The sequence below is a fragment of the Streptomyces sp. NPDC044002 genome (assembly GCF_056434525.1).
In genome coordinates, this window is record NZ_JBWKEZ010000017.1 from 36,059 (window position 1) to 55,552 (window position 19,494).

The window sequence follows — 19,494 nt, forward strand, 5'->3', positions numbered from 1 at the left end:
GGTGCGGCCATGCTGCATCTGAGGATGATCGTCCCGCACGCCCTCACCGAGCAGGTGGTGGGCCAGATCGAGCAGACCGTCGGCACCACCCACCTGGTGGTGCTGGAGGGCGCCGCCCGCGATCCCGGGGGCGACCTGGTGCTGTGCGACGTGGCGCGCGAGTCGGCCGACGAGCTGCTCCAGGAGATGCGCGCCCTCGGTATCGACCGGACCGGGTCCATCGCCGTCGAGAACATCGACCTGTCCATCTCCACCCGCGCCGACGAGGCGGAGGAGGAGGCCCCCGGCGAGGCGGCGGACGCGGTGATCTGGGAGCAGCTCTCCGAGGCGACCCACGAGGAGTCGACCCTCACGATCACCTACTGCGCGTTCCTGATCATCGCCACGATGATCGCGGCCTGCGGCGTGGTGCTCGACAACGCGATCCTGATCGTCGGCGCGATGGCCGTCGGACCCGAGTTCGGGCCGCTCGCCGGGATCTGCACGGGCCTGGTGCAGCGCCTCCCGAAGGCGGTGTGGCGCTCCACCATCGCGCTGCTGGTCGGCTTCGCCGCGGCGATCGTGGCGACGACCGTGTTCAGCCTGGCCATGGACGCCCTGGACCTGTTCCACCCCGGGATGCTCGACAGGCCCCGGCCCAACACCAGCTTCATCTGGCAGCCCGACCCGTTCTCCTTCGTCGTCGCGGTCCTCGCCGGCGTGGCCGGGATGCTGTCGCTGACGTCGGCGAAGTCGGGGGCGCTGGTGGGGGTGGCCATCTCGGTGACCACGGTCCCCGCCGCCGCGAACGCGGCCGTGGCGCTCAGCTACGGCGAGTTCGGCCAGATGTGGGGCTCCGCGGAACAGCTGCTGCTGAACCTGCTCGGCATCATCGTCTCCGGCTCGCTGACCCTCGTCGGCTGGAAACTGCTGTGGCGCACCCAGCAGGCGCGGATGATCCGCCGGCCGGGTGCGCCACGGGGCAGCAGGGGCGTTTAGCCGAGCGCCGACTTCACCGCGTCCGCGAGCCGCCCGGCGATCGTGCGGGCCTGCTCGATGTCGGCGGCCTCCACCATCACCCGGACGAGGGGCTCGGTGCCGGAGGGGCGCAGCAGCACCCGGCCGGTGGAGCCCAGCTCGCGCTCGGCGTCGGCGACGGCCGCGGCCAGCTCGCCCGAGGTGGCGACGCGGGACTTGTCCACGTCCGGGACGTTGATCAGGATCTGCGGCAGCCGCTGCATGACCCCGGCCAGCTCGGCCAGCGTGCGCCCGGTGGCCGCGACGCGCGCCGCCAGCATCAGGCCGGTCAGGGTGCCGTCACCGGTCGTCGCGTGGTCGAGGATGATCACGTGACCGGACTGCTCACCGCCCAGGGCGTAGCCGTGCTCCTTCATGGCCTCCAGGACGTACCGGTCGCCGACACCGGTCTGCACGACCTGGATGTCCTCGGCCTCCATGGCGAGCTTGAAGCCCAGGTTGGACATGACGGTGCCGACCACGGTGTTCCCGCGCAGCTGCCCGGCCTCGCGCATGGCCAGCGCCAGGACGGCGAGGATCTGGTCGCCGTCGACCTCGGCGCCGCTGCCGTCCACCGCGAGGCAGCGGTCCGCGTCGCCGTCGTGGGCGATGCCGAGGTCGGCGCCGTGCTCGACCACGGCCCGCTTGAGCAGGTCCAGGTGGGTGGAGCCGCAGCCGTCGTTGATGTTCAGGCCGTCGGGCTCGGCGCCGATCGTGACGACCTCCGCGCCGGCCCGGGTGAAGGCCTCGGGCGAGACGTACGCGGCCGCGCCGTGGGCCTCGTCCAGGACGACCTTCAGGCCGTCGAGGCGGTTGGGGAGGACGCCGATGAGGTGGGCGACGTACTTGTCGAAGCCCTCGTCGTAGTCGGAGACGCGGCCGACGCCGGCGCCGGTGGGACGCTCCCAGGGCGCGCCCGTGCGGTGCTCCTCGTACACGGACTCGATGCGGTCCTCCAGCTCGTCGGCGAGCTTGTGGCCGCCGCGCGCGAAGAACTTGATGCCGTTGTCCGGCATGGCGTTGTGGCTCGCGGAGAGCATGACACCGAGGTCGGCGCCCAGCGCACCGGTGAGATACGCCACCGCCGGGGTGGGCAGCACACCGACGCGCAGGACGTCCACGCCGGCGCTGGCGAGGCCCGCGACGACCGCGGCCTCCAGGAACTCGCCCGACGCGCGCGGGTCGCGGCCGACCACGGCCGTCGGCCGGTGGCCCTCGAAGGTGCCCGCCTCGGCCAGTACATGTGCGGCCGCCACGGAGAGGCCGAGCGCGAGCTCAGCCGTCAGATCCGCGTTGGCGACGCCTCGTACACCGTCCGTCCCGAAGAGTCGTCCCACTGTTGTCCTCCCGAGTTCAAGCTTCGCTTGGTGACCGCTAGTGACAGTTGTTTGCCGCTTTTGGCGGTAAACGAACCGCCCCGGCAGCACGGAGAGTGCTGCCGGGGCGGTTTCGTTGCTGAACAGCAGGCGCAGATTAACGCTTGCTGTACTGCGGAGCCTTACGGGCCTTCTTGAGACCGGCCTTCTTGCGCTCGACCGCACGGTCGTCGCGGGAGAGGAAGCCGGCCTTCTTCAGCGCCGGGCGGTTGTTGTCCACGTCCGCCTCGTTCAGCGCGCGGGCCACGCCGAGGCGCAGGGCGCCGGCCTGACCGGAGACGCCGCCACCCGAGATGCGGGCGATGACGTCGTAGCGGCCGTCAAGCTCCAGGAGCTTGAAGGGCTCGTTGACTTCCTGCTGGTGCACCTTGTTGGGGAAGTAGTCCTCAAGGGTGCGACCGTTGATCTTCCACTTGCCGGTGCCCGGAACGATCCGGACGCGGGCGATGGCGTTCTTGCGACGGCCCAGGCCGGCGGCCGGCTGGGGGTCACCGAAGCGACCGGCAAGCGACTCGGAGGTGTAGTCGCCCTCGACGACGACGTCCGACTCGGTGGTGTACTCCTCGACGCCCTCGAACTCGTCGATGGGGGTCTCGGCGGTGGTCTCGGCCACGATGCTCCTCAGAATTCTCTACGTCTTAGGGGGTGGCCGGAACTACTGCGCGACCTGGGTGATCTCGAACGGCACCGGCTGCTGGGCAGCGTGGGGGTGCTGGTCGCCCGAGTAGACCTTCAGCTTCGAGAGCATCTGACGGCCCAGGGTGTTCTTGGGGAGCATGCCCTTGACGGCCTTCTCGACGGCCTTCTCCGGGTTGTTCGCCAGGAGGTCGTCGTAGCGCACGGAGCGCAGACCGCCCGGGAAACCGGAGTGGCGGTACGCCATCTTCTGGGAGGCCTTGTTGCCGGACAGGTGAACCTTGTCGGCGTTGATGATGATGACGAAGTCGCCCATGTCCATGTGGGGGGCGTAGGTCGGCTTGTGCTTGCCCTTCAGGAGGGCAGCGGCCTGGGTCGCCAGACGGCCGAGGACGACGTCCTGGGCGTCAATGACGAGCCACTGGCGCGAGATGTCGCCGGGCTTGGGGCTGTACGTACGCACGCGTATGCCTTCGCTTCTTCAGTGGTGGGTCATCCCATAGGGCGCAAGCCCTGCGGGAAGGGTCCTGACAGGGTCACCACGGACGATCACGACAGCCCTCGTTCACATCGGGGACGCACCCGAGTGAAAACAAAACTGCTGGTCATCGGTCCGGTGGACCGGCGTAAGGCCCTTTCACGTGAGAATGAGAAAGCCAATACGCATAACAAACCAGCAGGATACCCAAGAGGACCCATACGGGTCAAAACGCGGTCCGCGATGCCGATTCTGCTGGCGTCGCGGCGCACTCCGGTTCGGTCCTGGGTGGGGACCCCGCAGTTGTTACGGGTTCCAGAGTAACCCGACCTGAGCGCAGTGCACGACGCACCAGCAGACCCGCGAGCCCGCAGAGGGCCGCCGCGTCCTTAAAGGCGCGCCGCTTTCCGGCCAGCTCGTCCGGCCACGGGACCAGCGCCGCCTGCGGCGTCAGGGCCAGCCAGAACCAGGGCGAGCGGGGCATCGAGCCCGCCCGCACCCCCGACGCGAGCAGCAGCGGAAGCACCACCAGCAGGTAGTGGTCGAAGGAGGGCCGCGAGACCAGAAATGCGGCGAGCATCACGCTGCAGGCCGTCTCCACGAGCCTCAGCTCGCCCCCGTCACCCTCGGGATCCGGCCGCCGCCAGCGGGTCCACGCCGCCCACAGCCCGGCGCCGGCCCCCGCGAAGGCCACCGCCACCGCCACCGGCTGCGGCACCCCCAGCCGCGGCAGCACCGCGATCGGCGAGGCGTCCCAGGGCAGCGCGTAGGCGTCCTGCCCCTGGAAGAGGAACGGCAGCGTCTTGGTGAAGAACAGCGACGGGCTCGGCATCACCAGCGCCCCCGCCAGCGACATCCCCAGCGGCACCAGCACCGCCACCGCCAGCCCCCGCCACCGCCGGGCCAGCAGGAACAGCAGCCCGGCCGGCACCAGCATCGGCTTGCAGGCGATCGCCAGCCCCACCACCAGCCCGGCCGCCCCCCACCTCCCCCGGTGCGCGAGCAGCAGCGCGCAGGGCAGCGCGGCCGCCGAGACCGCCGTCCAGTTCCCGATCAGCACCAGGTTCGCGTACGGCTTGTAGGCCAGGGCCAGCACCGCGAACCCGCCCACCGCCAGCCGCGAGCGCAACGGCACCGAGAACAGCCGCAGCGCCGCCAGCCAGCCCGCGCCCAGCAGCCCCGACATCCCCACCGGCAGCAGCCAGCGCAGCACCTCCCGCGGCAGCAGCGCCTCGGGCACCGCCACCAGCACCGCGCTGGGCAGGTACAGGAACCGCTTGTCCTCGTACGGGGAGCCGCCGTCCAGCAGCGTCCGCGCGGCCTTGACCACGAAGGCGTTGTCGGAGCCCCAGTTCGCCCGCAGGCTCGTGGAGACGGCCAGGAACACCAGGACCCCGGCCGACACCACCCGCAACGACCGCGGCGCCGGCCCGAGCAGCCACGCGGTCACCCGCACCGCCGTGGCCGGCTGCCGCCACCGCATGACCCAGACGCCCGGCCGCAGCCCCACGGCAGTCCCCCTCAGCGCTTGCGCTCGACCCTGCGTTCGTCCCAGACGGGCTCCTGAGTTTCCCTCACGACGCCGTCCGAACCGAAGACCAGGTAGCGGTCGAAGGTCCGGGCGAACCAGCGGTCGTGCGTGACGCACAGCACGGTTCCCTCGTACGACTCCAGGCCGTCCTGCAGGGCCTCCGCCGACTCCAGGTCGAGGTTGTCCGTCGGCTCGTCCAGCAGCAGCGCCGTCGTCCCGGCCAGCTCCAGCAGCAGGATCTGGAAACGCGCCTGCTGGCCGCCCGAGAGCTTCTCGAACTTCTGCTCGCCCTGGCGCTCCAGCTCGTACCGGCGCAGCACCGCCATCGCGGGGCCGAGCGGCTTCGCCGCCTCCGTCCACAGGATGTCGACGAGCGTGCGCCCGAACAGCTCCGGGTGCGCGTGCGTCTGCGCGAAATGGCCGGGCAGCACCCGCGCGCCCAGCTTCCAGTCACCGGTGTGCTTGACGTCCTCGCCCGCCAGCAGCCGCAGGAAGTGCGACTTGCCGGAGCCGTTCGAGCCGAGCACCGCGACCCGCTCGCCGTAGAAGACCTCCAGCGAGAACGGCTTCATCAGGCCGGTCAGCTCCAGGTTCTCCACGGTCAGCGCGCGCACGCCCGTGCGGCCGCCCTTGAGCCGCATCTTGATCTCCTGCTCGCGCGGCGGCTCCGGCGGCGGGCCGGCCTCCTCGAACTTCTGGAAGCGGGTCTGCATCGCCCGGTACCGCGAGGCCATGTCCGGGCTGCTCGCGGCCTGGTTCCGCAGCCGCAGGACCAGGGCCTTCAGGCGGGCGTGCTCCTCGTCCCAGCGGCGCTTGAGCTCCTCGAAGCGGGCGAAGCGCTCCTTGCGGGCCTGGTGGTACGTGTCGAAGCCCGCGCCGTGCACCCAGACGTCCGTACCCGTCGGGCTCGGCTCCAGGCTGATGATCTTCTCGGCGGCCCGGGACAGCAGCTCCCGGTCGTGCGACACGAAGAGCACCGTCTTGCGGGTGGCCTTCAGCTGCTCCTCCAGCCACCGCTTGCCCGGGACGTCGAGGTAGTTGTCCGGCTCGTCGAGCAGCAGCACCTCGTCCGGCCCGCGCAGCAGCGCCTCCAGCACCAGCCGCTTCTGCTCACCGCCCGAGAGCGTCCGCACCTCGCGGTACTGGGCCCGGTCGAAGGGGATGTCCAGCGCGGCCGTGGTGCACACGTCCCACAGGGTCTCCGCCTCGTAGCCCTGTACGTCGGCCCAGTCGCTGAGCGCCTGCGCGTACGCCATCTGCGCGGCCTCGTCGTCGACCGTGAGGATCAGGTGCTCGGCGTGGTCCACGGCCTTGGCCGCTTCCCGGATCCGCGGCTGCGCCACCGAGACCAGCAGGTCCCGTACGGTCGTCTCGTCCCGGACCGAGCCCACGAACTGCGACATCACCCCGAGGCCGCCGCTGATCGCGACGCCGCCGCCGTGCGGCTGGAGCTCGCCCGAGATCAGCTTCAGCAGGGTGGTCTTGCCGGCGCCGTTCGCACCCACCAGGGCCACCACCGCCCCCTCCCCCACGCGGAAGGAGACGTCGGGGAGCAGGACCCGCCCGTCGGGAAGGTAGTACTCCAGGTGGCTGGCTTCGAGATGTCCCATGCGGGGCATTGTCCCGGTCGGGCGGTGATCCGCCCAACCGGTTTGCGGCGCCCTGGCGGGGCGGAGGGGTCAGCAGCCCCCGCAGCCGCCGCCCGCGCCCGGCAGCGTCCGCATGTTCCGGGCCTCCTTGCTGCGGGCGGCCAGCAGCTCGTCGGCCGGGTAGCCGACCTCCTCCAGGGTCAGCCCGTGCGGCTTGACCACGTGCACCGAGGAGTCCCGTACGGCGGCCGCCAGCACCTGCCCGGGCCATTCGACGGGCCGGTGCCCGTCGCCGACGTGGAGCAGGGCGCCGACCAGCGAGCGGACCATGTTGTGGCAGAACGCGTCCGCGCGGACCGTCGCCGTGATGACGCCGTCCTCCCCGCGCTCCCAGCTGAGCTGCTGGAGCGTGCGGATGGTGGTGGCGCCCTCGCGCTTCTTGCAGTACGCGGCGAAGTCGTGCTCGCCGACGAGCGCGGCGGCGGCCTCGTTCATGGCGTCCACGTCCAGCGGCCACTGGTGCCACAGCACGTGCCCGCGGCGCAGCGGGTCCACGCCCGCCTGGTGGTCGCCGACGCGGTAGGCGTAGCGGCGCCAGATCGCGGAGAAGCGGGCGTTGAAGCCCTCGGGGGCCTCGGCCGCCTTCCACACCCGGATGTCGTGCGGGAGGCGCCCCGCGAGGCGGCGCAGCAGCTTGTCGTGGTGTTCGGCCCACACCTCCTCGGCCAGGTCGAACTGCGCGACCTGCCCGCGGGCGTGCACCCCGGCGTCGGTCCGGCCGGCCACGGTCAGCTCGACGGGCTCCTTGAGCCGCATCACGGTCTGCAGGGCGCTCTCCAGCTCGCCCTGGACGGTCCGCAGCGTGCGCTGCTTCGCCCAGCCGGAGAAGTCCTTGCCGTCGTAGCTCAGGTCCAGCCGTACCCGGACGTGCCCGGGCTCCACCTCGTCACTCACGTGACAGATCCTCTCAGAAGCACAGCAATGCAGAACGGGCCCGCCCCCAGGAAGGGGCGGGCCCGTTCAGAGCCGACCGAGCGAACTCGATCCCGGAACGAGATCAAGCCTCGGGGTCATCCCCGCTGACGCGGGGAGGGACGTCAGGCGTCCTTCGACTCCTCGGCCGGAGCCTCGGTCTCGGTGGCCTCGGCCTTGGCCTCCGCCTCCTTGACCGCGCGCTTGGTGGCGGCCTCGGCCTCACCGGTGGCCTGCTGGGCCACGGTCAGGGCCTCGACCAGCTCGATCACGGCCATCGGGGCGTTGTCGCCACGACGGTTGCCGATCTTGGTGATGCGCGTGTAACCACCGGGGCGGTTCTCGTAGCGCGGGGCGATCTCGGTGAACAGCGTGTGCACGATGCTCTTGTCCGTGATCGTCTGCAGCACCAGGCGACGGTTGTGGATGTCGCCCTTCTTGGCCTTGGTGACCAGACGCTCGGCGTAGGGACGCAGGCGGCGGGCCTTGGCCTCGGTGGTGGTGATGCGGCCGTGCTCGAAGAGGGCCTTCGCGAGGTTCGCGAGGAGGTGCTTCTCGTGCGCGGCGGAGCCGCCCAGGCGGGCACCCTTTGCGGGACGCGGCATTGTTACTCCTTCAAATCTGCACCGGCCGTGTCAGGTACCGGTGTCAGTTCCCCCAGGCGGTCGCGAGGGGGTGGGTGCGGGGAGCGCGAGCTCCCCGCAAGCTTTCTCAGTACTGCTCGGTCTCGACGAAACCGGCGTCCGCGTCGTCGTCGGCGCCGAAGGCGTCGGCGGCGGCGGTCGGGTCGAATCCGGGCGGGCTGTCCTTGAGGGCCAGGCCCATGCCGGCCAGCTTCGCCTTGACCTCGTCGATCGACTTCGCACCGAAGTTGCGGATGTCGAGCAGGTCGGCCTCGGAGCGGGCGACGAGCTCACCCACGGAGTGGATGCCCTCGCGCTTGAGGCAGTTGTACGACCGAACGGTGAGCTCCAGCTCCTCGATCGGCAGCGCCAGGTCGGCGGCCAGGGCGGCGTCCGTCGGGGACGGGCCCATGTCGATGCCCTCGGCGTCGATGTTGAGCTCGCGGGCCAGACCGAACAGCTCGACCAGGGTCTTGCCGGCGGACGCCATGGCGTCGCGCGGGCGCATGGCCTGCTTGGTCTCGACGTCGACGATCAGCTTGTCGAAGTCGGTGCGCTGCTCGACTCGGGTCGCCTCGACCTTGTAGGTGACCTTGAGGACCGGGCTGTAGATGGAGTCGACCGGGATGCGGCCGATCTCCTGGCCCAGCTGCTTGTTCTGGACGGCGGAGACGTAGCCGCGACCGCGCTCGACGGTCAGCTCCATCTCCAGCTTGCCCTTGCCGTTGAGCGTGGCGAGGACCAGGTCCGGGTTGTGCACCTCGACACCGGCCGGGGGCGCGATGTCGGCAGCGGTGACCAGGCCGGGACCCTGCTTGCGCAGGTACATCACGACCGGCTCGTCGTGCTCCGAGGAGACGACCAGCTGCTTGATGTTGAGGATGATGTCCGTGACGTCTTCCTTGACGCCCGGCACGGTGGTGAACTCGTGCAGGACGCCGTCCACGCGGATGCTGGTGACAGCGGCACCCGGGATGGAGGACAGGAGGGTACGGCGCAGGGAGTTGCCGAGGGTGTAGCCGAAGCCCGGCTCCAGCGGCTCGATCACGAACCGCGAGCGGTACTCGTCGACGACCTCTTCGGTCAGCGAAGGACGCTGAGCGATAAGCATGTCTGTGTTCCTTCAGTCGTGGACGCCCACTATTTGACGCCCGACGGGTAAAGCCAGGTACAGCAAGGGTACGGGCGGTACGTCCCCCCGAAGGGATTCGTACCGCCCGGACACTCAAAGACGCACAGGTGCGTCCGCTGCGTCAGACGCGGCCTCTCGCTTCGACGAAGCGAGAAGTCCGGCAGTCGTCAGACGCGGCGGCGCTTCGGCGGGCGGCAGCCGTTGTGCGGGGTGGGGGTGACGTCCTGGATCGAGCCGACCTCGAGGCCGGTGGCCTGGAGGGAGCGGATCGCGGTCTCACGGCCGGAGCCGGGACCCTTGACGAAGACGTCGACCTTGCGCATGCCGTGCTCCTGCGCGCGGCGGGCGGCCGACTCGGCGGCCATCTGCGCGGCGAAGGGGGTGGACTTGCGCGAGCCCTTGAAGCCGACGTGGCCGGCGGAGGCCCAGGAGATCACGTTGCCGGACGGGTCCGTGATCGAAACGATGGTGTTGTTGAACGTGCTCTTGATGTGGGCGTGCCCGTGAGCGACGTTCTTCTTTTCCTTGCGGCGCACCTTCTTGGCAGCGCCCTGACGACCCTTGGGGGGCATCTCTTACTCCTACGGGAGGTGGTCGGTCCTACAGCGCAAGACCGCTGAACAGGACTACTTCTTGCCCGGCTTCTTCTTACCGGCGATCGCGCGACGCGGGCCCTTGCGGGTACGCGCGTTCGTGCTGGTGCGCTGACCGTGCACGGGCAGGCCACGACGGTGGCGGATGCCCTGGTAGCACTGGATCTCGATCTTGCGGCGGATGTCGCCCTGGATCTCGCGGCGGAGGTCACCCTCGGTACGGAGGTTGGCGTCCACGTACTCGCGGATCTTGACGAGGTCCTCTTCGGCCAGGTCACGAACGCGGGTGTTCGGGTTCACGCCGGTGGAGGCGAGGATCTCCTTGGACCGGGTGCGCCCGATACCGAAGACGTAGGTGAGTGCGATCTCCACACGCTTTTCGCGCGGGATGTCAACACCGGAAACGCGTGCCATTCAATGGCTCCTGTGTGTTCGGGGGTCTGCAGCAGAACCGCTCCCGACCGCCGACCGCCCGAATGGGCGATGGTACGTCCGGGTCCCCGGCCCCCGCCGGAGGTGCCGCCGGCCCGTGAGGGCTGGGCGGGCTCTGCTTATGTACGTTTTCTTACGTCGCGCGAAGAACTGCGTAGTGCAGGTCGGTCGGCGTGCGTCAGCCCTGGCGCTGCTTGTGGCGCAGGTTGTCGCAGATGACCATGACCCGGCCGTGACGGCGGATCACCTTGCACTTGTCGCAGATCTTCTTGACGCTCGGCTTGACCTTCATGTTGGTGAGGTTCTCCGGGTCAGTGCCACCACCCGCGCCGGAGCGGGGTGCGGGGGCAAGATCTACTTGTATCGGTAGACGATCCGGCCACGCGTCAGGTCGTAGGGAGACAGCTCCACAACGACCCGGTCATCGGGAAGGATGCGGATGTAGTGCATACGCATCTTGCCGCTGATGTGCGCGAGGACCTTGTGACCGTTCTGGAGTTCCACCTTGAACATGGCGTTCGGGAGGGACTCGATCACGGTGCCCTCGATCTCGATGGCACCTTGCTTCTTGGCCACGCTTCGCCTTTCGAATCGGCTACCTTGATCGGCGCTGTGCCCATGCAGGGCATGGAAATGCACGTGAGCCGACGAGTCAGTCTACGTCAGGGCACCCAGAAAGACGAATCCGGAAAGTTTGCCCATGAGTCTAGATCATTAAGCGACGGCTACCCGAGCGGGTCCGGGGCCGTCGTGATCCCGTACTCCGCCAGCTTCGCCTTGCCGCAGTCCGGGCTGGTCAGGACGATCGGGCCGGCCTCGGTCAGGGCGACCGAGTGCTCCCAGTGCGAGGACCAGGTGCCGTCCGTGGTGATGACCGTCCAGTCGTCCGCGAGGACCTCCGTCTGGGCGGTGCCCAGCGAGACCATCGGCTCGATCGCCAGGCACAGGCCCGGGACCAGCTTGATGCCCTTGCCCCGCTTGCGCGAGACGTAGTTCAGCAGGTGCGGGTCCATGTGCATCTCGGAACCGATGCCGTGGCCGCCGTAGTCCTCGATGATCCCGAACTTGCCGAGGCTGTGCTCACCGGTCGAAGGCCGCGGCTGGCGCTTGATGTAGCCCTCGATCGCCTTCGAGATGTCCACCAGGCGGTTGCCGAGCTTCATGGCCGCGATGCCGGCCCACATCGACTCCTCGGTGACGCGGGACAGCTCGATCAGCTCCGGAGCGTGACCGGTGCCCACGAAGGCCGTGTACGCCGCGTCGCCGTGCCAGCCGTCCACGATCGCGCCGGCGTCGATGGAGATGACGTCGCCGTCCTTCAGGACCGTCTTGTCGTCCGGGATGCCGTGGACGACGACCTCGTTCACCGAGGTGCAGATGGTCGCGGGGAAACCGCCGTACCCGAGGAAGTTCGACTTCGCGCCGGCGTCGGCGATCACCTTCCGGGCCACCATGTCCAGGTCCCGCGTCGTGGAGCCCGGCACGGCCGCCTCACGGGTCGCCGCGTGGATCGCGGCGACGACCAGCCCTGCCTCCCGCATCTTCGCGATCTGCTCGGGGGTCTTCAGCTGAACCATGAACGGGGACCTTCCACCTTCGAAAACGGGTCTTCATCAACAGTAAGGCCGCGATGCCCGAGGGACACCGCGGCCGTACTGTCGGTCACGAACTGGAGTGACTACTTCTTGAGGGCGTCCATCGCCCGCTTGGTGATCTCGTGCACCTCGCCGAGGGCGGAGATGGTCACCAGCAGGCCCTGGGCCTTGTAGTAGTCGATGATCGGCTCGGTCTGCGTGTGGTAGACCTCCAGCCGGTTGCGGACCGTGGCCTCGGAGTCGTCGTCGCGCTGGTAGAGCTCGCCCTCGCACTTGTCGCAGACGCCCTCGACCTTCGGCGCCGCGTAGATCACGTGGAAGACGTGCGCGGAGTCCTTGCGGCAGATGCGCCGGCCGGCGATCCGCTTGACGACCTCGTCCTCCTCGACCTCCAGGTCGAGGATGGCGTCGAGCTTCATGCCCGCTTCCTTGAGCATGACGTCGAGCGCCTCGGCCTGGGCCACGTTGCGCGGGAAGCCGTCGAGGAGGAAGCCGCCCTTGGCGTCGTCCTGCTCCATCCGGTCCTTGGCCATGCCGATGGTGATCTCGTCCGGGACGAGCTCACCGGCGTCCATGAACGCCTTCGCGCGGCGGCCCAGCTCGGTGTTCTGGCTGATGTTGGCGCGGAAGAGGTCACCCGTGGAGATGTGCGGGATCGACAGGTTCTTGGCAAGGAACGCGGCCTGCGTTCCCTTGCCCGCACCGGGGGGCCCGACGAGGACGATTCGCATCAGCGGAGGAACCCTTCGTAGTTGCGCTGCTGGAGCTGGCTCTCGATCTGCTTCACGGTTTCCAGACCCACACCCACGATGATGAGGATGCTCGTCCCGCCGAACGGGAAGTTCTGGTTCGCTCCGAAGCCGGCCAACGCCATTGTCGGCACAAGAGCGATCAGACCCAGGTACAGCGACCCCGGCCAAGTGATCCGGTTGAGTACGTAGCTCAGGTACTCGGCGGTAGGCCGGCCGGCGCGGATGCCCGGGATGAACCCACCATACTTCTTCATGTTGTCCGCAACTTCCTCGGGGTTGAACGAGATCGCCACGTAGAAGAACGCGAAGAAGACGATCAGGAGGAAGTAGGCGGCGATGTAGTACGGGTGGTCGCCCTTGACGAAGTGCTTCTGGATCCAGGTCGCCCAGCCCGCCGTCGAACCGCTGAACTGCACGATCAGCGCCGGGATGTACAGCAGCGACGAGGCGAAGATGACCGGGATGACACCGGCCTGGTTCACCTTGAGCGGGATGTAGGTGGACGTACCGCCGTAGGCACGGCGGCCGATCATGCGCTTCGCGTACTGGACCGGGATCCGGCGCTGCGCCTGTTCGACGAAGACCACCAGGGCCACCATCGCGAGACCCACGAGGATGACGACACCGAACTCCACCCAGCCATCAGCGATCTTGCCCTGGAGCTTGATGGTCCAGAGGGCGCCGACGAAGCCGGCCGCGATCGAGATGAACATCAGGATGGACATGCCGTTGCCGATGCCGCGGTCGGTGATCAGCTCACCGAGCCACATGACGACACAGGTACCGGCGGTCATGGTGACCACCATGGTGATGGTGGTGAAGATCGAGTGGTTCGGGACGATCTCGCGAGCGACCGGGCAGGTGCCGAAGAGGGCGCCGGTACGCGCGGTGGCGACCAGGCCGGTGCCCTGGAGGATCGCGAGCGCGACCGTCAGATAGCGCGTGTACTGAGTGATCTTCGCCGTGCCGGCCTGGCCCTCTTTTTTGAGGTTCTCCAGCTTCGGGATGACCACGGTCAGCAGCTGCAGGATGATGCTCGCCGTGATGTACGGCATGATGCCGAGCGCGAAGATCGTGATCTGCAGCAGCGCACCGCCGCTGAACATGTTGACCAGACCGAAGAGGCTGTTGCTGTTCCCCATCTGGTCGACACAGATCTGGACGTTCTTGTAGCTCACGCCGGGTACCGGGATGTGGGACCCGAGCCGATACAGCACGATGATGCCGAGTGTGAAGAGCAGCTTCTTGCGCAGGTCGGGCGTCTTGAACGCCCGGGCGAACGCGGTGAGCACGGTGCCTCCTGCGACCCCCGCGCTACTGCGTCAGAGGTGACGGTCTGAAGGATCGACGAATACGTACAAGCAAAGGTGCACGCCACCTTACCGGCGAGTGCACCCCCCGTGGAACGACCAACCGGGGATGCCCCTTTTGTGAGGCATCCCCGGTCGGGTTTCTAGCTATTTGTCACAAGAGTTTCGTCTTAGACGAGCTCGGTGACGGAGCCGCCGGCGGCGGCAATCTTCTCCTTGGCGGAGGCGGAGACGGCGTCAACCGAAACCGTCAGCGCCACGGAGAGCTCGCCCTGGCCCAGGACCTTGACGAGGCTGTTCTTGCGAACCGCGCCCTTGGCGACCAGGTCGGCCACCGTGACCTCTCCACCCTCGGGGTAGAGGGCACCGAGCTTGTCCAGGTTGACAACCTGGAACTCGGTGCGGAACGGGTTCTTGAAGCCCTTCAGCTTCGGCAGGCGCATGTGGAGGGGCATCTGCCCACCCTCGAAGCGCTGCGGAACCTGGTAGCGGGCCTTCGTACCCTTGGTACCACGACCAGCCGTCTTACCCTTCGACGCCTCACCGCGACCCACACGGGTCTTCGCGGTCTTGGCACCGGGGGCCGGACGGAGGTTGTGAGCCTTCAGCGGGCTGTTCTCAGCCATGATTAGTCAACCTCCTCAACCGTCACGAGGTGGCGGACGGTGTGCACCATGCCGCGGAACTCGGGGCGGTCCTCCTTGACGACCACGTCGTTCAGGCGCTTGAGCCCGAGCGAACGAAGGGTGTCGCGGTGGTTCTGCTTGCTGCCGATGTACGACTTCGTCTGCGTGATCTTGAGGCGGGCCATCAGACACCCGCCCCAGCGCGCGCACGAAGCAGGGCCGCGGGGGCGACGTCCTCGAGCGGCAGACCACGGCGAGCCGCGATCTCCTCGGGACGCTGCAGGCCCTTCAGGGCCTCCACGGTCGCGTGCACGATGTTGATCGCGTTGTCGGAGCCGAGCGACTTCGACAGGATGTCGTGAACGCCGGCGCACTCCAGAACGGCGCGCACCGGGCCACCGGCGATAACACCGGTACCGGGGGAAGCAGGCTTCAGCAGGACAACGCCGGCCGCCTTCTCGCCCTGGATCGGGTGCGGGATGGTGCCCTGGATGCGGGGAACCTTGAAGAAGTTCTTCTTGGCTTCCTCGACGCCCTTGGCGATGGCCGCGGGAACTTCCTTGGCCTTGCCGTAACCGACACCTACGGTGCCGTCACCGTCACCCACCACGACGAGCGCGGTGAAGCTGAAGCGACGACCACCCTTGACAACCTTGGCGACACGGTTGATCGCGACAACGCGCTCAACGTAAGCGGTCTTCTCGGCGGCAGCGCCACCGTCGCGACCCTTCCGGTCCCGCCGCTCGCCGCCACCGGCACCGCTGCCGCGGCGCTGGGGTCCAGCCATTGGATTACCTCTCTCTGTTACGTCCGTGAGTCCCGGAACCGGGGCTTAGAACTTCAGCCCGGCTTCGCGGGCGGCGTCAGCCAGAGCGGCAATGCGCCCGGCGTATCGGTTGCCACCGCGGTCAAAGACGACGGTCTCGACACCCGCGGCCTTGGCACGCTCGGCGACGAGCGCGCCGACGGCCTGGGCCTGGGAGCTCTTGTCGCCCTCGCCACCGCGGATCGAAGCGTCCAGGGTCGACGCGGACGCAAGGGTGTGACCCTTGAGGTCGTCGATGACCTGAGCAACGATGTTGCGGTTCGAACGCGTCACGACGAGGCGCGGACGCTCCGCCGTACCCGAGACGTTCTTGCGGATGCGGATGTGGCGGCGAGCCTTGGCAGCGCGCTTGTACGCGTCGCCCTTGGCGATCTTCACACCGTATGCCATGGCTACTTACCAGCCTTTCCGACCTTGCGGCGGATGACCTCGCCGGCGTACTTGACACCCTTGGCCTTGTACGGGTCGGGCTTCCGCAGCTTGCGGATGTTGGCGGCGACCTCGCCGACCTTCTGCTTGTCGATGCCCTCGACCGAGAACTTGGTCGGGGACTCGACCTTGAACGAGATGCCGTCGGGCGCCGTGACCAGGATCGGGTGGCTGTAGCCGAGCTGGAACTCCAGGTCGGAGCCCTTCGCGGCCACGCGGTAACCGACACCGCTGATCTCGAGGGCCTTGGCGTATCCCTGGGTCACGCCGGTGATCATGTTCGCCACCAGCGTGCGGGACAGGCCGTGCAGGGCCTTGTTCTGACGCTCGTCGTTCGGACGGGTGACGTTCAGAACGCCGTCCTCACCCTTGACGATCTCGATCGGCGCGGCGACGGTGTGGGTGAGCAGACCCTTGGGGCCCTTCACCGCAACCGTGCGGCCATCGATGGTGACGTCCACACCGGCGGGAACCTGGATGGGGAGCTTGCCGATTCGCGACATTGCTTTTCCTCCGTTCCCGACTACCAGACGTAGGCGAGGACTTCCCCACCTACGCCCTTCTTGCCTGCCTGCTGGCCGGTCAGGAGACCGTGCGACGTGGAGATGATCGCCACGCCGAGGCCGCCGAGGACCTTGGGCAGGTTGGTGGACTTCGCGTACACGCGCAGACCGGGCTTCGAGATCCGCTTGATGCCCGCGATGGAGCGCTCACGGTTCGGCCCGAACTTCAGCTCGAGGACGAGGTTCTTGCCGACCTCGGCGTCCTCGACCTTCCAGCCGGTGATGAAACCCTCCTGCTTGAGGATCTCCGCGATGTGCGACTTGATCTTGCTGTGCGGCATCACGACGGTGTCGTGGTACGCCGAGTTAGCGTTACGCAGACGGGTCAGCATGTCTGCGATCGGGTCAGTCATGGTCATGAAGTGGCCTTCGGCCTCTCTCGCCGGGGTTTCCTGTATGCGCCATCCCTCTCCCCGCTCAGAGGCGGGACGGGTGCGGTGCGGGGACCTACGGCGTAGTAAGTCGTTATGGGCGGCGGACGCCCAACCACACAAGCCTAAGGCATGCGCGGCCGGGCATCCGCCGACCAGATGCTTACCGAGAGCCTCTGGAACTTCCCAAGTCCTTACGGACGGAAGGGAATTACCAGGAGCTCTTGGTCACGCCCGGCAGCTCGCCACGGTGAGCCATCTCACGAAGGCAGACGCGGCACAGGCCGAACTTGCGGTACACGGAGTGGGGACGACCGCAGCGCTGGCAGCGGGTGTACGCACGCACACCGAACTTGGGCTTGCGGGCAGCCTTCGCGATGAGAGCCTTCTTCGCCATCTCGCTTACGCCTCCTTGAAGGGGAAGCCGAGGTGACGAAGGAGCGCGCGGCCCTCGTCGTCGTTGGTCGCCGTGGTGACCACGGTGATGTCCATACCCCGGGTACGGTCGATCTTGTCCTGGTCGATCTCGTGGAACATGACCTGCTCCGTGAGACCGAAGGTGTAGTTGCCACGGCCGTCGAACTGCTTCGGCGACAGACCACGGAAGTCACGGATACGCGGCAGCGCGAGCGACAGCGTACGGTCCAGGAACTCCCACATGCGGTCACCACGGAGGGTGACGTGGCAGCCGATCGGCTGACCCTCGCGCAGCTTGAACTGCGCGATGGACTTGCGGGCCTTCGTGACGGCCGGCTTCTGACCGGTGATCGTCGTCAGGTCGCGGATGGCACCGTCGATCAGCTTCGAGTCACGGGCGGCGTCGCCGACACCCATGTTCACGACGATCTTGACGAGGCCGGGGATCTGCATGACGTTCTCGTAGGAGAACTCCTCACGCAGCTTGCCCGCGATGTCCTCGCGGTACTTCGTCTTCAGACGCGGAGTGGTAGCCATCAGATGTCCTCACCCGTGCGCTTGGCAACGCGGATCTTGTTGCCCTCGTCGTCGAAGCGGAAACCGACGCGGGTGACGACCTTCTTGCCGTCCTTCTCCACGACCAGCTGGACGTTGGACACGTGGACGGGGGCCTCGGTGATCACGATGCCGCCGGCCTGGTTCTGCCCAGCCTTGGTGTGCTTCTTGACCCGGTTGACACCCTCGACCAGAACGCGGGACTCGGTCGGGAAGGCCGCGATGACCTTGCCCTGCTTGCCCTTGTCCTTACCGGTGATGACCTGGACCAGGTCGCCCTTCTTGATCTTCATGCTTACAGCACCTCCGGCGCGAGCGAGATGATCTTCATGAACTTCTTCTCGCGCAGCTCACGGCCCACGGGGCCGAAGATACGGGTGCCGCGAGGGTCGCCGTCGTTCTTCAGAATGACGGCGGCGTTCTCGTCGAAGCGGATGTACGAGCCGTCCTGGCGGCGGCGCTCCTTGACGGTGCGAACGATGACCGCCTTGACGACGTCACCCTTCTTCACGTTGCCACCGGGGATCGCATCCTTGACGGTGGCGACGATGACGTCACCGATGCCCGCGTAGCGGCGACCCGAGCCACCGAGAACACGGATGCAAAGGATCTCCTTGGCACCAGTGTTGTCGGCGACACGCAGTCGCGACTCCTGCTGGATCACGTCTATCTCCTGTTTGTCTGCCGGTTCCCGGCCGGGGCTTCAGAGGAAGCCCCGGCCGAGCCTGGCGGAACGAACCTGAAGGGTTACCCCTTCAAGTGATTACTTGGCCTTCTCGAGGATCTCGACGATGCGCCAGCGCTTCGTCGCCGACAGCGGACGCGTCTCCATGATGAGGACGCGGTCGCCGACGCCGGCAGCGTTCTGCTCGTCGTGCGCCTTGAGCTTGTTCGTACGGCGGATGACCTTGCCGTACAGCGCGTGCTTCACGCGGTCCTCGACGGCGACGACGACGGTCTTGTCCATCTTGTCGCTGACGACCAGACCCTCACGGGTCTTGCGGAAACCGCGCTCGGTCTTCTCAGTCACGTTGTTCTCGCTCATCAGGCGTTCTCCACCGTCTCGATACCGAGCTCACGCTCGTGCATCAGGGTGTAGATGCGAGCGATGTCCTTACGGACGGACTTGAGCCGGCCGTTGTTCTCCAGCTGGCCGGTGGCCGCCTGGAAACGGAGCTTGAACAGCTCCTCCTTGGCCTCGCGCAGCTTGGCAACGAGCTCCTCGTTGCCGAGCTCGCGGAGCTCGGACGCCTTGGTTCCCGTCGCCATCACGACTCACCTGCCTCGCGCTTGACGATGCGGCACTTCATCGGCAGCTTGTGGGCCGCACGAGTGAGAGCCTCACGCGCAATCTTTTCGTTCGGGTAGGACAGCTCGAACATGACCCGGCCCGGGTGCACGTTCGCGATCCACCACTCCGGGGAACCCTTACCGGAACCCATGCGGGTCTCGGCAGGCTTCTTCGTCAGCGGACGGTCCGGGTAGATGTTGATCCAGACCTTGCCGCCACGCTTGATGTGGCGGGTCATCGCGATACGAGCCGCCTCGATCTGGCGGTTCGTCACGTAGGCGGGGGTGAGCGCCTGGATGCCGTACTCGCCGAACGAGACCTCAGTACCGCCCTTGGCCATACCGCTGCGCTTCGGGTGGTGCTGCTTGCGGTGCTTGACCCTACGAGGGATCAGCATGTCG

General features: G+C 67.7%; 29 protein-coding genes. 1 reads left to right on the top strand and 28 read right to left on the bottom strand.

What is annotated here, in order from left to right; genetic code table 11:
* Positions 1–9 precede the first annotated feature (9 nt).
* On the top strand, positions 10–978 hold the full coding sequence (locus AC07A6_RS15415; RefSeq protein WP_478777417.1) for a DUF389 domain-containing protein: 969 nt from the start codon (positions 10–12) through the stop codon (positions 976–978).
* Here AC07A6_RS15415 and glmM read toward each other — a convergent pair.
* From glmM to rplP, 28 genes are all read right to left on the bottom strand, one after another.
* Positions 975–2,333: a phosphoglucosamine mutase gene (gene glmM, locus AC07A6_RS15420; protein WP_362460594.1), complete on the bottom strand. Its 1,359-nt coding sequence runs from the start codon at positions 2,331–2,333 to the stop codon at positions 975–977. The two genes, AC07A6_RS15415 and glmM, sit on opposite strands and share 4 nt — an antisense overlap.
* A 136-nt stretch (positions 2,334–2,469) precedes the next feature.
* Positions 2,470–2,985 carry a 30S ribosomal protein S9 gene (gene rpsI / locus AC07A6_RS15425; protein ID WP_007265926.1) on the bottom strand — a complete coding sequence of 172 codons (516 nt, stop codon included), beginning with the start codon at positions 2,983–2,985 and terminating at the stop codon, positions 2,470–2,472.
* Positions 2,986–3,027: 42 nt separating this feature from the next.
* Positions 3,028–3,471, bottom strand: coding sequence for a 50S ribosomal protein L13 (rplM, locus tag AC07A6_RS15430; protein WP_362460589.1), 444 nt, complete (start codon positions 3,469–3,471; stop codon positions 3,028–3,030).
* A gap of 241 nt (positions 3,472–3,712) precedes the next feature.
* Positions 3,713–4,996, bottom strand: coding sequence for a glycosyltransferase family 87 protein (locus AC07A6_RS15435; RefSeq protein ID WP_478777418.1), 1,284 nt, complete (start codon positions 4,994–4,996; stop codon positions 3,713–3,715).
* Between the two features lie 11 nt (positions 4,997–5,007).
* On the bottom strand, positions 5,008–6,627 hold the full coding sequence (locus AC07A6_RS15440; RefSeq protein WP_478777419.1) for an ABC-F family ATP-binding cassette domain-containing protein: 1,620 nt from the start codon (positions 6,625–6,627) through the stop codon (positions 5,008–5,010).
* A gap of 69 nt (positions 6,628–6,696) precedes the next feature.
* Positions 6,697–7,560, bottom strand: a complete 864-nt coding sequence (gene truA, locus AC07A6_RS15445) for a tRNA pseudouridine(38-40) synthase TruA (protein WP_478777420.1) — start codon at positions 7,558–7,560, stop codon at positions 6,697–6,699.
* Between the two features lie 143 nt (positions 7,561–7,703).
* Positions 7,704–8,183 (bottom strand): 50S ribosomal protein L17, encoded by a 480-nt coding sequence (gene rplQ, locus AC07A6_RS15450; protein ID WP_478777421.1) that lies wholly within the window; start codon positions 8,181–8,183, stop codon positions 7,704–7,706.
* Positions 8,184–8,289: 106 nt separating this feature from the next.
* Positions 8,290–9,312, bottom strand: a complete 1,023-nt coding sequence (locus AC07A6_RS15455) for a DNA-directed RNA polymerase subunit alpha (protein ID WP_007265920.1) — start codon at positions 9,310–9,312, stop codon at positions 8,290–8,292.
* Positions 9,313–9,500: 188 nt separating this feature from the next.
* Positions 9,501–9,905, bottom strand: a complete 405-nt coding sequence (gene rpsK, locus AC07A6_RS15460; RefSeq protein ID WP_003956432.1) for a 30S ribosomal protein S11 — start codon at positions 9,903–9,905, stop codon at positions 9,501–9,503.
* Between the two features lie 54 nt (positions 9,906–9,959).
* Entirely contained in the window at positions 9,960–10,340 is a 381-nt protein-coding gene (gene rpsM / locus AC07A6_RS15465) for a 30S ribosomal protein S13 (protein ID WP_007265919.1), read from the bottom strand.
* A 196-nt stretch (positions 10,341–10,536) separates the two neighbouring features.
* Entirely contained in the window at positions 10,537–10,650 is a 114-nt protein-coding gene (gene rpmJ, locus AC07A6_RS15470; protein WP_003956441.1) for a 50S ribosomal protein L36, read from the bottom strand.
* Positions 10,651–10,712: 62 nt separating this feature from the next.
* Positions 10,713–10,934, bottom strand: coding sequence for a translation initiation factor IF-1 (gene infA / locus AC07A6_RS15475; protein ID WP_003956442.1), 222 nt, complete (start codon positions 10,932–10,934; stop codon positions 10,713–10,715).
* Between the two features lie 149 nt (positions 10,935–11,083).
* A complete protein-coding gene (gene map, locus AC07A6_RS15480; protein WP_125817852.1) occupies positions 11,084–11,935 on the bottom strand; it encodes a type I methionyl aminopeptidase in 852 nt (283 codons plus the stop codon).
* Between the two features lie 101 nt (positions 11,936–12,036).
* Positions 12,037–12,684 (bottom strand): adenylate kinase, encoded by a 648-nt coding sequence (locus tag AC07A6_RS15485; protein ID WP_478777422.1) that lies wholly within the window; start codon positions 12,682–12,684, stop codon positions 12,037–12,039.
* Positions 12,684–13,997, bottom strand: coding sequence for a preprotein translocase subunit SecY (gene secY / locus AC07A6_RS15490; protein WP_478777423.1), 1,314 nt, complete (start codon positions 13,995–13,997; stop codon positions 12,684–12,686). The genes AC07A6_RS15485 and secY overlap by 1 nt, the downstream gene beginning before the upstream one ends.
* Before the next feature lie 188 nt (positions 13,998–14,185).
* A complete protein-coding gene (rplO, locus tag AC07A6_RS15495) occupies positions 14,186–14,641 on the bottom strand; it encodes a 50S ribosomal protein L15 (RefSeq protein ID WP_362460570.1) in 456 nt (151 codons plus the stop codon).
* A 2-nt stretch (positions 14,642–14,643) separates the two neighbouring features.
* Positions 14,644–14,826 carry a 50S ribosomal protein L30 gene (gene rpmD / locus AC07A6_RS15500; RefSeq protein ID WP_005313525.1) on the bottom strand — a complete coding sequence of 61 codons (183 nt, stop codon included), beginning with the start codon at positions 14,824–14,826 and terminating at the stop codon, positions 14,644–14,646.
* Positions 14,826–15,428, bottom strand: a complete 603-nt coding sequence (gene rpsE / locus AC07A6_RS15505; protein ID WP_007265914.1) for a 30S ribosomal protein S5 — start codon at positions 15,426–15,428, stop codon at positions 14,826–14,828. The genes rpmD and rpsE overlap by 1 nt, the downstream gene beginning before the upstream one ends.
* 45 nt (positions 15,429–15,473) lie before the next feature.
* Positions 15,474–15,857 carry a 50S ribosomal protein L18 gene (gene rplR / locus AC07A6_RS15510; protein ID WP_007265913.1) on the bottom strand — a complete coding sequence of 128 codons (384 nt, stop codon included), beginning with the start codon at positions 15,855–15,857 and terminating at the stop codon, positions 15,474–15,476.
* A gap of 2 nt (positions 15,858–15,859) precedes the next feature.
* Complete coding sequence (gene rplF, locus AC07A6_RS15515; RefSeq protein WP_007265912.1) at positions 15,860–16,399, bottom strand: 50S ribosomal protein L6; 540 nt, start codon at positions 16,397–16,399, stop codon at positions 15,860–15,862.
* A gap of 20 nt (positions 16,400–16,419) precedes the next feature.
* Positions 16,420–16,818, bottom strand: a complete 399-nt coding sequence (gene rpsH, locus AC07A6_RS15520; protein ID WP_007265911.1) for a 30S ribosomal protein S8 — start codon at positions 16,816–16,818, stop codon at positions 16,420–16,422.
* 223 nt (positions 16,819–17,041) lie between these two features.
* Positions 17,042–17,227 carry a type Z 30S ribosomal protein S14 gene (locus tag AC07A6_RS15525; RefSeq protein ID WP_003956452.1) on the bottom strand — a complete coding sequence of 62 codons (186 nt, stop codon included), beginning with the start codon at positions 17,225–17,227 and terminating at the stop codon, positions 17,042–17,044.
* 5 nt (positions 17,228–17,232) lie between these two features.
* On the bottom strand, positions 17,233–17,784 hold the full coding sequence (rplE, locus tag AC07A6_RS15530; protein WP_030298216.1) for a 50S ribosomal protein L5: 552 nt from the start codon (positions 17,782–17,784) through the stop codon (positions 17,233–17,235).
* Positions 17,784–18,095 carry a 50S ribosomal protein L24 gene (rplX, locus tag AC07A6_RS15535; RefSeq protein ID WP_007265909.1) on the bottom strand — a complete coding sequence of 104 codons (312 nt, stop codon included), beginning with the start codon at positions 18,093–18,095 and terminating at the stop codon, positions 17,784–17,786. The genes rplE and rplX overlap by 1 nt, the downstream gene beginning before the upstream one ends.
* A gap of 2 nt (positions 18,096–18,097) precedes the next feature.
* The gene (rplN, locus tag AC07A6_RS15540; RefSeq protein WP_003956455.1) at positions 18,098–18,466 is read right to left on the bottom strand and encodes a 50S ribosomal protein L14; all 369 of its coding nucleotides are present in this window, start codon (positions 18,464–18,466) and stop codon (positions 18,098–18,100) included.
* Positions 18,467–18,565: 99 nt separating this feature from the next.
* Positions 18,566–18,847: a 30S ribosomal protein S17 gene (gene rpsQ, locus AC07A6_RS15545; RefSeq protein ID WP_007265908.1), complete on the bottom strand. Its 282-nt coding sequence runs from the start codon at positions 18,845–18,847 to the stop codon at positions 18,566–18,568.
* Positions 18,847–19,071, bottom strand: coding sequence for a 50S ribosomal protein L29 (gene rpmC / locus AC07A6_RS15550; RefSeq protein ID WP_007265907.1), 225 nt, complete (start codon positions 19,069–19,071; stop codon positions 18,847–18,849). The genes rpsQ and rpmC overlap by 1 nt, the downstream gene beginning before the upstream one ends.
* A complete protein-coding gene (gene rplP / locus AC07A6_RS15555; RefSeq protein WP_007265906.1) occupies positions 19,071–19,490 on the bottom strand; it encodes a 50S ribosomal protein L16 in 420 nt (139 codons plus the stop codon). The genes rpmC and rplP overlap by 1 nt, the downstream gene beginning before the upstream one ends.
* Between the last annotated feature and the right edge of the window lie 4 nt (positions 19,491–19,494).